Annotated in this window: 8 protein-coding genes; 6 read left to right on the top strand and 2 right to left on the bottom strand. The window is 73.4% G+C overall.

Annotated elements, in window-relative coordinates; all coding sequences use genetic code 11:
• Positions 1-32: 32 nt before the first annotated feature.
• Positions 33-1,931, bottom strand: coding sequence for a translational GTPase TypA (gene typA / locus LG634_RS18940; protein WP_226735051.1), 1,899 nt, complete (start codon positions 1,929-1,931; stop codon positions 33-35).
• Positions 1,932-2,371: 440 nt separating this feature from the next.
• Positions 2,372-4,762, bottom strand: a complete 2,391-nt coding sequence (locus LG634_RS18935) for an ABC transporter family substrate-binding protein (protein ID WP_226735050.1) — start codon at positions 4,760-4,762, stop codon at positions 2,372-2,374.
• Positions 4,763-5,103: 341 nt separating this feature from the next.
• Here LG634_RS18935 and LG634_RS18930 point away from each other — a divergent pair, with 341 nt between their 5' ends.
• The 6 genes from LG634_RS18930 to LG634_RS18905 all read left to right on the top strand — a co-directional run bounded on the left by LG634_RS18930 (position 5,104) and on the right by LG634_RS18905 (position 12,228).
• Positions 5,104-5,325, top strand: coding sequence for an Rv0250c family protein (locus LG634_RS18930; protein WP_226735049.1), 222 nt, complete (start codon positions 5,104-5,106; stop codon positions 5,323-5,325).
• Positions 5,326-5,491: 166 nt separating this feature from the next.
• The gene (gene sdhC, locus LG634_RS18925) at positions 5,492-6,313 is read left to right on the top strand and encodes a succinate dehydrogenase subunit SdhC (protein ID WP_226735048.1); all 822 of its coding nucleotides are present in this window, start codon (positions 5,492-5,494) and stop codon (positions 6,311-6,313) included.
• Between the two features lie 48 nt (positions 6,314-6,361).
• Entirely contained in the window at positions 6,362-8,257 is a 1,896-nt protein-coding gene (locus LG634_RS18920; protein ID WP_226735047.1) for a fumarate reductase/succinate dehydrogenase flavoprotein subunit, read from the top strand.
• Positions 8,258-8,259: 2 nt separating this feature from the next.
• Positions 8,260-9,033, top strand: coding sequence for a succinate dehydrogenase/fumarate reductase iron-sulfur subunit (locus LG634_RS18915; protein ID WP_226735046.1), 774 nt, complete (start codon positions 8,260-8,262; stop codon positions 9,031-9,033).
• A gap of 264 nt (positions 9,034-9,297) precedes the next feature.
• The gene (locus LG634_RS18910; RefSeq protein WP_372482454.1) at positions 9,298-11,442 is read left to right on the top strand and encodes a TPM domain-containing protein; all 2,145 of its coding nucleotides are present in this window, start codon (positions 9,298-9,300) and stop codon (positions 11,440-11,442) included.
• 66 nt (positions 11,443-11,508) lie between these two features.
• On the top strand, positions 11,509-12,228 hold the full coding sequence (locus tag LG634_RS18905; RefSeq protein ID WP_226735045.1) for a PspA/IM30 family protein: 720 nt from the start codon (positions 11,509-11,511) through the stop codon (positions 12,226-12,228).
• Positions 12,229-12,283: the final 55 nt, after the last annotated feature.

Raw genomic sequence — 12,283 nt, 5'->3', positions numbered from 1 at the left:
GCGGGCAGTTGAAACAGTGAGGAGCCTAACGCCTAGCGCTTGGCGCGCGAAGCGGTGCGCGAACGCTCCTTCTGGTCCAGGACGACCTTGCGGATGCGCACGGCCTCCGGGGTGACCTCGACGCACTCGTCGTCGCGGCAGAACTCCAGGGACTGCTCCAGGGAGAGCTTGCGCGGCGGGACGATCGCCTCGAAGGAGTCGGCGGAGGCGGAGCGCATGTTGGTGAGCTTCTTCTCCTTGGTGATGTTCACGTCCATGTCGTCGGAGCGCGAGTTCTCGCCGACGATCATGCCCTCGTACACCTCGGTGCCGGGGTCGGTGAACAGCACGCCGCGCTCCTGCAGGTTGGTCATCGCGAACGCGGTGACCGCACCGGCGCGGTCGGCGACCAGGGAGCCGTTGTTGCGGGTCTGCAGCGGGCCGAACCACGGCTCGTGGCCCTCGTGGATGGAGTGGCCGATGCCGGTGCCGCGGGTCTGGGTCAGGAACTCCGTACGGAAGCCGATGAGGCCGCGGGACGGGACGACGAACTCCATGCGGACCCAGCCGGAGCCGTGGTTCGACATGTTGTCCATGCGGCCCTTGCGGACGCCCATGAGCTGGGTGACGGCACCCATGTGCTCCTCGGGCACGTCGATCGTCATGCGCTCGACGGGCTCGTGGGTCTTGCCGTCGACCTCCTTGGTGACGACCTGGGGCTTGCCGATGGTCAGCTCGAAGCCCTCGCGGCGCATCTGCTCGACCAGGATGGCGAGCGCCAGCTCACCACGGCCCTGGACCTCCCAGGCGTCCGGGCGCTCGGTGTCGAGCACGCGGAGGGAGACGTTGCCGATGAGCTCGCGGTCGAGGCGGTCCTTGACCTGGCGGGCGGTGACCTTGCGGTCCTTGACCGCGGCCTTGGCGTCGGCGCCCTTGCCGGAGCCGCCGCGGCCGACCAGCGGGGAGGTGTTGGTGCCGATGACCATGGAGATGGCCGGCTCGTCCACAGTGATGAGCGGCAGCGCGATCGGGTTCTCCGGGTCGGCGAGGGTCTCACCGATCATGATGTCCGGGATGCCGGCGACGGCGCAGATGTCGCCGGGGCCCGCCACCTCGGCCGGCTTGCGGGTGAGCGCCTCGGTCATCATCAGCTCGGTGATGCGGACGTTCGAGATGCTGCCGTCACGCTTGATCCACGCGACGGTCTGGCCCTTGCGCAGCTCGCCCTGCTCGACGCGGAGCAGCGCGATGCGGCCGAGGAAGTTGTCGGCGTCGAGGTTGGTGACGTGGGCCTGGAGGGGGGCCTCCTCGTCGTACACCGGAGCCGGGACGTGCTCCAGGATCGCGGAGAAGAACGGCTCCAGGTTCTCGCTGTCGGCCGGGACCGTGCCGTCCTCCGGCTTGGTCAGCGAGGCGATGCCGTCGCGGCCGCAGGCGTAGACGATCGGGAACTCGATCTGGTCCTCGTCGGCGTCCAGGTCGAGGAAGAGGTCGTACGTCTCGTTGACGACCTCGTCGATCCGGGAGTCCGGGCGGTCCGTCTTGTTGATGCAGAGGATGACGGGCTTCCGCTGCTGGAGCGCCTTGCGGAGCACGAAGCGGGTCTGCGGCAGCGGACCCTCGGACGCGTCCACGAGCAGGACGACGGCGTCCACCATCGACAGACCGCGCTCGACCTCGCCACCGAAGTCGGCGTGGCCGGGGGTGTCGATGATGTTGATCGTGATGGGCGCCCCGCCGTCCTTGGGGTGGTACTTCACCGCCGTGTTCTTGGCGAGGATCGTGATGCCCTTCTCACGCTCCAGGTCGTTCGAGTCCATCATGCGGTCGTCGAGCTGCTGGTGGGCGGCGAAGGCACCGGCCTGCTTGAGCATGGCGTCGACGATGGTCGTCTTGCCGTGGTCGACGTGGGCGACAATGGCGACGTTACGAATATCGTGGCGCGTGGGCATACTTCGGCGCTTCTCCCGGATCGTGGATTGGCGTCGCGTACGGTCCGGCACGCGAGCCCGCCGGGCGGAAAACCTGCCACGGCCTTACCCCATCGTACGCGTGCTGGCGGGAACCGCTCGCCGGGGGGTCTGTCAAGAGGCCGTACGAAGGTTCTTGTACGGGGGTTCAGGCGGGGTGGGGCCTGTGTTCACGGGGTGGTCGTTCCTGGCTACCGGGTCAATGGTGGGACCGACCTTGCCGGGCGGGGTCCCGCCCGGGCAAGCGACTTGAGCCACTTCTGAGCTTGCCCTCCCGGGGCTCCGCCCAGGGCCCCGCGCCTCACTCGCCGGCGGGGCTTGTTCTTCCCCGGCCGGACTTCGGCTTCCCCGCTGCGGGGAAAAATCCAGCCGCGCCGGCGTTTGAGGCGCGGGGTCCGGGGCGGAGCCCCGGGGCTTTTGGGCTAGCGCGTCCCCGTGGCGGCGGCCGGCTTGCGCCAGCCGATGTCCTGGTAGCGCGGGGTCGCGAGACCGAAGGCACCCGCATTGGCCAGGGCCGGCCGCACGGCCACCAGCTCCGGCCGCTGGTACAGCGGGATCGACCCGGCCGCCGCCCAGATCCGCGCATCCGCCTTCCGCATCAGCTCCCGCGCCGCCTCCTCGTCCAGCTCCCCGATCGCCTGGTCGAACAACTGGTCGATGTGGTCGGTGCCGACCCGCGTGTAGTTCTGTTCGACGAGCAGCGACCCGTCCGCCGCCGGCTCCGGCTTCGCGAAGATCGGCCGGGCGTCGGTGGCCGGGAAGGCTGATGCCGGCCAGGAGTACAGCGCCAGGTCGTACTGCCCGGACGCGATGTGGTCCTTGAAGAAGGACTCGTCGGCCACCTTCGTCAGCCGCGTCCCGATCCCGATCTTCTTCAGGGTCTCCGCGATCCGCTCCCCGACCGTCCGCAGCGCCTCCGACCCCGGCCCGGCCGGCAGCACGAAGCGCAGCGAGAGCGCCTTCCCGTCCTTGGCGAGCAGCGATCCGGACGTCCGGGCCTGCCGGGCCGGCTCGGGGGCCCCGGTGCCCCGCGGCCCGGCGGCCCGCTCCCCGGCGGCCTCGTCGCCCTCGTCGGCCCGCTTCTTGCCGTCGTCACGGCCGGCGGGCCGGGTCACCGCCTCGGCCTGGGCGAGCAGCGCCGCCCCCTGGCCTTCGGCGAGCGGCGCCGGAGCCATCACGGCCGGTCCGCCGGCCCGCCGGCCCGCGGTGTCCGCGTCGACGATCTCGCCGTCCGGGCCGGGGGCCGCGTACCCGCCCTCCGGCAGCTCGCCGGAGCGGTCGGCCCGGCCGTTCTTGCCGTCGTCCTCCTGGCCCACGATGTAGAGACCGTCGTTTCCGGTGCCGTCGGAGCCACGCGCGGCCTGGGCGCCGCCGCGGCCGGCGGCCGGGGTCTTCCCGTCGTCCGCGGTGGCCTCGCCACCCGCCGCGGCCTCCTCGGGGGCGGTGGTCAGCGGGCCGCCGAGCCGCCAGCCGGCGTCAGCGAGCAGCGCCCGGGCCGCCTCGGTGTCGCGGCCGCCGAGCGCGCCGCTGTTGTCGGCGTACACCTTCTGGCCGGCCAGGGCGAGATGGCTGCCGACCGGCCTGGCGGGCAGCCCCAGCGGCTTGAGGACCACTTCGGCGAGGTCCTGCCGGTCCAGGGCGCGGGCGATGGCCCGCCGCACCCGCTCGTCGCCGAGCGGTCCGGCCGCCCCGTTGAGGGCGAGCTGGGTGTACGCGGGCTCCAGGGACTTGCGGACGGTGTAGCCGCGCAGCCCGTCCTGCTCGGCGGCGTACGTGCGGACCGCGGCGGCGGCGCGGACCCGCCGGGCCTGCTCCGCCTCGGCCCGCTCGCCCGGCGAGCCGTGGGCGATGGCCCAGGACAGCAGGGCCTGGGCGGAGGTGGTGGCGGCGCCGGGGCCGTGGCGCAGGGGGCCGGAGCTGCCGGTGCGGCGGCCGTCGCGGGCCGCGAGGGCGATCCGCTCGGCGCCGGACCGGTCGATTTCGGCCAGATCCAGCTTGCCCGCGGCCAGCGCGGCGGGGCGGTCGGCGCGGGCCACGGCGGTCAGGACGAGGGTGTCCAGTTTGGCGGGAGTGCCCCACCAGCGGGGGTTGCGGGAGAGCGCGGCGGTGCCGGTCTTCTTGTCGATGGCGCCGAGGTTGAAGGGCCCGGCGGTGACCTTGAGGGCGCCGCGGGCGCCTTCGTTGAAGGCTTCGGGGCTGCCGGTGACCTGCTTGGGGTAGAGCGGGGTGAAGAGGGACTGCCAGTCGGCGTACGGCCTGCCGAAGGTGACCTTGACCTCCAGGTCGTTGGCCCCGCGCTCGATCTTCTCGATGCGTTCGTAGCCGGCGTTGCGGGCGGTCCAGAAGGCCGAGTCCTTGCCGTTGAGGGCGCGCCACTGGGCGACGAAGTCGGGGGCGCCGATCTCCCGGCCGTCGCTCCAGACCGCCTGCTGGTTGAGCTTGTACAGGACGACCTGCTGCGGCTCGGTCTCGATGACCTCGGCCTTCTCCAGGTAGTCGGGGTTGGCGACGGCCCGCCCGCGGGCGTCGAGGGTGAACAGGGCGGGGAGCACCGCTCCGGCGATCCGGGTGGTGGTGGGGTCGGCGTCGGCCTGGAAGGTGTTGAAGGTGGCCGGGAGGGCGTCCACGGCCCAGCGGACGACCCCGCCGTCGGCGACCTGGTCGCGGGCGGAGGCGCGGATGTCGGGCGGCGCGGCGGCCGGCCCGGTCGCGGCGTCGGGTGTGCCGCAGCCCGCGAGGAGGGGCAGCGTGAGCAGGCCCCCGGCCACGGCTGCTGTCAGGAGCGCCTGGGAGCTGCGCCGTCGCTGCGACATGGGAGTCCACCTCCGGGACGGGCCGTGCTTGATCACGGATGGGGGTATTTGGAGCTGATCACACTGGTGACGGGCTCCACTGAAATCGACGCCCCGGCACGCCCTCCGGACCCGGTCCGCGCCACGCCGCGAAGCCCACCCGTGCGGACCAACCGGCCCGGCGCGGCCGGCCCGGGCGTTCCCCCGGCCGAGGGACGAGAATGGAGCCGGGAGGGGGCGCACAGGTTGCGCCTGCGCGCCCGGAATCGCTGCACGTCCCTTCACAACGGGGGACGGGAGGCGCGACACTCGCAGGCGCACATGAGCGTTGCCACCGCAACCTGCGGAAGTGAGGGCAAGTCATGTCCCTGCAAGACGATTTGAACGCCGTACGCCGCAACCTCGACGAGCTGACCCGCAAGGTCGAGCAGCTCGAACGCAAGGAGCAGGCGCAGCGGCGGCCCGGCGGTGCTCCGCCGGACCGTTCGGGGATGGTCACCATCCCGGACACCCCGTACGACGGCTCGCTCTGGACGGACACCGACGACGAGGGCCTGGGCGCCCGAGACCGCCGGGCGCCCTGACCGCAGCCGCGGCCGGGGGCCTGCCGGCGCTCCGGCGGGCCGTCCGCTCCCGCGGGTCCGCCCGCGGGTCCACCCCACCACCCATCAGACCCGGCCCGCCGGCCGCAGCGCCGGACGCGGGCCGGGTCTCCTGGGCCACTCCTGACCCACTCCCCCGGAGTCACCTTTGGCCACAGGCACCGAACCACCCGTCCGGCTGTCCGGCGTGCACCACCCGTCCCGGGCCGCGATCGCGGCCCGGCACCTGCGTACCGACCGGTGGTGGCTGGCCCCCGCCGGCACCGCGGCCGGGCTGCTCGCCTTCATCGCGTACTCGACCTGGCGGGCCTTCGCGAACGCGGACTACTACGCGGCGCCCTACGTGTCGCCCTTCTACTCGCCCTGTCTGGCCGAGAACTGCGTCCCGATGCGCAACGGCCCCAACTGGGATCTGTTCGGCAGCTGGTGGGGCCTGTCCCCGGCGCTGCTGATCCTGGTGTTCCCGCTGGGCTTCCGGCTGACCTGCTACTACTACCGCAAGGCGTACTACCGGGGCTTCTGGGCCTCGCCGCCCGCCTGCGCGGTTGCCGAGCCGCACTCCGGCTACACCGGCGAGTCCCGCTTCCCGCTGGTCTTCCAGAACATGCACCGGTACTTCTTCTACGCGGCGCTCCCGGTCGCGGGCATCCTCACGTACGACACGGTGCTGACCTTCCGCGATGCGCAGTACGCGTGGGGGCACATGGGCCTGGGCACCCTGCTGTTCCTCGTGAACATCGTGCTGATCTGGGCGTACACGCTGTCGTGCCATTCGTGCCGGCACATCATCGGCGGCCGGCTGCGGCACTTCTCCAAGCACCCGGTGCGGTACCGGCTGTGGGGGCTGGCCGGGAAGCTGAACGCCCGCCACACGCTGCTGGCCTGGTCGTCCCTGATCAGCGTGGCCTTGTGCGACCTGTACGTGTACCTGCTGGCGACCGGGGCCTTCGACGACCCGCGCCTCTTCTGAGCCCCCGTGGGACCTGACACACAGGACCTGAGAAAGGTGCCTTCCTTCATGACGCAAGTCGACAGGCAGCAGTGGGACGTGATCGTGGTCGGGGCCGGCGGGGCCGGGCTGCGGGCCGCGATCGAGGCCCGGGAGCGGGGCGCGCGGACGGCGGTGATCTGCAAGTCGCTGTTCGGCAAGGCGCACACGGTGATGGCCGAGGGCGGCATCGCCGCGTCCATGGGCAACGTCAACGGGCACGACAACTGGCAGGTGCACTTCCGCGACACGATGCGCGGCGGGAAGTTCCTCAACCAGTGGCGGATGGCCGAGCTGCACGCCCAGGAGGCGCCGGACCGGGTCTGGGAGCTGGAGACCTGGGGCGCGCTGTTCGACCGGACCGCCGACGGGCGGATCTCGCAGCGGAACTTCGGCGGCCACGAGTACCCGCGGCTGGCGCACGTGGGCGACCGGACCGGGCTGGAGCTGATCCGCACTCTCCAGCAGAAGATCGTCCAGTTGCAGCAGCAGGACTTCAAGGAGACCGGAGACCACGAGTCGGGGCTGAAGGTCTTCCAGGAGTGCACGGTCACCCGGGTGTTGAAGGACGGTGACCGGGTGGCGGGGACGTTCTGCTACGAGCGGGAGTCGGGCCGGTTCTTCGTCCTGGAGGCGCCCGCGGTGGTGCTGGCCACCGGCGGGATCGGGAAGTCGTTCAAGACGACGTCCAACTCGTGGGAGTACACGGGTGACGGGCACGCGCTGGCGCTGCTGGCCGGGGCGCCGCTGCTGAACATGGAGTTCGTGCAGTTCCACCCGACGGGCATGGTCTGGCCGCCGTCGGTGAAGGGGATCCTCGTCACGGAGTCGGTGCGCGGCGACGGCGGGGTGCTGCGCAACTCCGAGGGCAAGCGGTTCATGTTCGACTACGTGCCCGACGTCTTCAAGGAGAAGTACGCGGAGTCGGAGGAGGAGGGCGACCGCTGGTACGAGGACCCGGACCACAACCGGCGGCCGCCCGAGCTGCTGCCGCGCGACGAGGTGGCCCGGGCGATCAACGCGGAGGTGAAGGCGGGCCGGGGTTCCCCGCACGGCGGGGTGTTCCTGGACGTGTCCACGCGGATGCCGGCGGAGACGATCCGGCGCCGGCTGCCGTCGATGTACCACCAGTTCAAGGAGCTGGCGGACGTGGACATCACGGCCGAGCCGATGGAGGTCGGGCCGACCTGCCACTACGTGATGGGCGGGGTGGCGGTGGACTCGGAGACGGCGGCCGCGGTCGGGGTGCCGGGCCTGTTCGCCGCGGGCGAGGTCGCCGGCGGCATGCACGGCTCGAACCGGCTGGGCGGCAACTCGCTGTCCGACCTGCTGGTGTTCGGCCGGCGGGCGGGTCTGCACGCGGCGGAGCACGCGGCGGCCGCGGCGGACCGGCCGGGGGTGGCGCAGCGGGAGATCGACGCGGCGGCGCAGGAGGCGCTGGCCCCGTTCCACGCGGACGAGGGCGCCGAGAACCCGTACACGCTCCACCAGGAGCTCCAGCAGACGATGAACGACCTGGTGGGGATCATCCGGCGGGACGCGGAGATGCGCGAGGCTCTGGAGCGGCTGGCGGTGCTGCGGACCCGGGCGGCCCGGGCCGGGGTCGAGGGGCACCGGCAGTTCAACCCGGGCTGGCACCTGGCGCTGGACCTGCGGAACATGCTGCTGGTCAGCGAGTGCGTGGCGAAGGCGGCCCTGGAGCGTACGGAGAGCCGCGGCGGCCACACCCGCGAGGACTGCCCGGGCATGGACCGGGCCTGGCGCCCGGTGAACCTGCTGTGCCGGCCCGTCGTACCGGCGCCCGCCGATCCGGCGGCCGACCGCATCGCGCTGGTCCGCTGCGCCACCGATCCCATCCGTCCCGACCTGCTCGCGCTGTTCGAGAAGGAAGAGCTGGTCAAGTACCTCTCCGAAGAGGAGCTGTAGGCGTGACGAGCTACGACGCGAGCTTCCGGGTGTGGCGGGGCGACCCGGAGGGCGGGGAGCTGCGGGACTTCACGGTCGAGGTGCACGACGGGGAGGTGGTCCTCGACATCATCCACCGGCTCCAGGCCACCCAGGCCCCGGACCTGGCCGTCCGCTGGAACTGCAAGGCGGGCAAGTGCGGTTCGTGCAGCGCGGAGATCAACGGCCGGCCCCGGCTGATGTGCATGACCCGGATGTCGGTCTTCGACCGCACGGACACCATCACGGTGACCCCGCTGCGGGCCTTCCCGGTGGTCCGCGACCTGGTCACGGACGTGGGCTTCAACTACGAGAAGGCCCGCTCGATCCCGGCGTTCGTGCCGCCGCCCGGCGTGGCCGCGGGCGAGTACCGGATGCAGCAGATCGACGTGGACCGCTCGCAGGAGTTCCGCAAGTGCATCGAGTGCTTCCTGTGCCAGGACACGTGCCACGTGGTCCGCGACCACGAGGACAACAAGCCCTCCTTCGCAGGCCCCCGCTTCCTGATGCGCATCGCCGAACTCGACATGCACCCCCTGGACGCCGCCGCCTCCGAAGGCCTCGACCGCAAGCGCACCGCCCAGGACGACCACGGCCTCGGCTACTGCAACATCACCAAGTGCTGCACGGAAGTCTGCCCGGAGGGCATCCACATCACGGACAACGCCCTCATCCCCCTGAAGGAACGCGCAGCGGACCGCAAGTACGACCCCCTGGTCTGGCTGGGCAACAAGATCGGGAGGCGGCGGGACGGCTGAGCCCCGCCAATCCCAGCCTCGCCAGGGGGCACCTCCCAGCCCCCTGGGGCTGGGGGAGTCTGAGGCGCGGGGGCAACTCCAGCCCCGCCGGCGTTTGAGGCGCGGGGGTCCGGGGGCGGAGCCCCCGAAGCGGGTCCGGGGCGCAGCCCCGGGAAACGGCGAAAGGGCGGGTGGGGGACCAGCCCCGCAGGGCCCCCGCCCGCCCCCACCCACCCGCACACACTCCGGTCGCGTCCCCGCCCGACCCCCCATACCCTCCCAAATGTGACGCCGCCCACAAGCCGCCGCGTCAGGACGGCCGCGCGGGCCGCCCTGGCCCCCGCCGCAGCCCTGCTGGCCCTGAGCGGCACCCCGGCAACAGCCGCCCCGCCCCACACGGCGGCCGCCCCCGCCGAAGACCCCGTAACGCTCTCCAGGGACGGCCAGATCACCGACCGCGTCAACGCCCTGGCCGGCCGGAAGCACGCCGTCACGGCCGCCCTGGACCGCCTGTACGCCGACCGCCGCATCCAGCTCTACGTCGCGTACGTCGACGACTTCGGCAGCCGCACCGCACAGGGCTGGGCCGACGCCACCGCCACCCGCAACGGCCTGGGCGACGACGACATCCTCCTCGCCGTCGCCACCGGCGCCCGCCAGTACGCGTACTCGGCCGGCCGCACCGCCGGCCTCACCGAGGCCCAGCTCGCCGAGGTCGCCCGCAGCGCCATCGAGCCGGCACTGCGCGCGAACGACTGGGCCGGCGCCGCCGTCGGCGCGGCCGCCGGCTACGACGCGGTGCTGGCCGGCCGCCCGGTCCCGGTCCCGTCGGTCACCCCCGGCGCGGCGGACCCCGGCGGGGACGACGAGACGGGCGGCGCCGGCGACTACGTCCTCCCCGTCGTCGCGGTCGGCGCCGCCGGCGCCCTCGGCGTGTACGCGTACCGACGCAGCCGCCGCCGCAAGGAGGGCGGGACCACGCCCGCCCCGCCCGGCTGGGGCACCCCGGCCGCCCCGCCCGGCCAGGTCCCGCTGCCGGAGCTGGACGCGAGGGCCCGGTCCCTGCTGGTCGGCACGGACGACGCCGTCCGCACCAGCACCGAGGAACTCGGTTTTGCCACGGCCCAGTTCGGTGAGACGGCGGCCCGCCCGTTCGCCGAGGCCCTGGCGCACGCCAAGGACGAGCTGACGCACGCCTTCCGGCTCCGTCAGCAGCTCGACGACGCGTACCCGGAGGACGACCCGACCCGTCGCCGGCTGCTCGACGAGATCGTGGCCCGCTGCACGGAGGCCAACCGGCGGCTGGACGCCCAGTCCGAGGACTTCGACCGGCTGCGCGCGCTGGAGCAGAACGCCCCGCAGGCCCTGACCGCCGTGGAGGAACGGTTCCGCGACCTGACCGGCCGGACCGGCACCGCGGAGGCCGTACTGATCGCGCTGGCCGGCCGGTATGCGGATTCGGCCGCCGCCCCGGTGGCCGGCAACGTCGAACAGGCCAAGGACCGGCTGCTGTTCGCAACCACCAGCCTCGGCGAGGCCCGCGCCGCGCTGGCCGCCGGGGACGCCTCCCGGGCCGCCGTGCACGTACGGGCGGCCGAGGGCGCGGTGGACCAGGCGGCGATCCTGGTGAGCGCGGTGGACCGGCGGGCCCGGGAGCTGGCGGAGGCGGCGGGCAAGCTGGACGGCGCGCTGACGGAGACGGACACCGACCTGGCGGACGCCGAGGGCCTGCTGTCGGGCACCGCTGAGGGCGTGCCCACGGCGGACCTGCGCGGCCGGATCGGCCGGGCCCGCTCGGTGCTCGCGGACGTGCGGGCCGAGGTGCAGGCCGGCCGGTACGACCCGCTCGACGCGCTGCGCCGGGTCGAGGAAGCCGATGCGGCCCTGGACGCGGCGCTGGCCGGGGCCCGGGAGCGGGAGTCGGGCCGGGTCCGGGCGGCGGCCCTGCTCGACCAGGCGCAGCTGGCGGCGCGCAGCACGATCGGGGCGGCGGCGGACTTCGTCACGACGAGCCGCGGCGCGGTCGGCAGCACGGCCCGCACCCGGCTGGCGGAAGCGGAACGGAGGCTGGCCCGGTCGGCGGCGCTGGCGGCCACGGACCCGCCGGGCGCGCTGGCGGAGGCCCAGCAGGCGGACGCGCTGGCGCAGCAGGCCCGGCAGCTGGCCGAGCAGGACGTCCAGGGCTACCGGAACCCGTACGGCGGAGGCGGCGGGCAGCGCGGCGGGATGGGCGGCGCGGTGCTCGGCGGGATCATCCTCGGCGAGCTGCTGGGCGCGGGCCGCGGCGGCGGCTCGTACGGCGGCTTCGGCGGCGGGGGCGGATCCGGAGGCGGGAGCGGAGGCGGTTTCGGCGGGGGCGGCGGCCTCGGCCCGGGCTCCTTCGGGGGCGGCGGCACCCGCGGCCGGATGGGCGGTGGCGGCAGGTTCTGACCGGTCCCCGTCCCCGCCCCCGCCCCCGCCCCCGGCACCCACGACGACCTTCCAGGAGTACGTCCCATGAGCAAGCAGACCATCCTCGGCCGCGTCGCCCAGCTCGCGAAGGCCAACATCAACGCCCTGCTGGACCAGGCCGAGGACCCGCAGAAGATGCTGGACCAGCTGATCCGCGACTACGCGAACAACATCTCCGAGGCGGAGCAGGCCGTCGCCACCACGATCGGGAACCTGCGGATGCTGGAGCAGGACCACCGCGAGGACGTGGACGCGGCCGCCGAGTGGGGCGGCAAGGCCCTCGCGGCCAGCCGGAAGGGCGACGAGCTGCGCGGGGCGGGGCGGACCGCGGAGGCCGACACGTTCGACAACCTGGCCAAGGTCGCGCTGGGCCGCCAGGTCCGGGCGGAGCAGGAGGCGTCGGCGGCCGAGCCGGTTATCGCCGGTCAGACCGAGGTGGTGGAGCGGCTGAAGTCGGGCCTGGCGGCGATGAAGGAGAAGCTGACCGAGCTGCAGGCCAAGCGGGACGAGCTGGTCGCCCGCGCGAAGACCGCCGAGGCGCAGAACACGATGCTGGACGCGGTGAAGAGCATCGACGTCATGGACCCGACCAGCGAGCTGGGCCGGTTCGAGGACAAGGTCCGGCGGGAGGAGGCCCGGGCGCTGGGCCGGGAGGAGCTGGCGGCCTCCTCGCTCGACGCCCAGTTCGAGGCCCTGGACGACCTGGGCCGCTCCGCGGAGGTCGAGGCCCGGCTGGCCGCGCTGAAGTCGGGCCGCGCGGCCTGAACCCTGCGGAGCCGCGGGCGCCCGTACCGGAGCGGTCCGTACGCGCCACGGCCCC

The sequence above is a fragment of the Streptomyces bambusae genome (genome assembly GCF_020532645.1).
GTDB classification, from domain to species: domain Bacteria; phylum Actinomycetota; class Actinomycetes; order Streptomycetales; family Streptomycetaceae; genus Streptomyces; species Streptomyces bambusae.
This window is presented reverse-complemented; position numbering and strand designations above follow the sequence as displayed.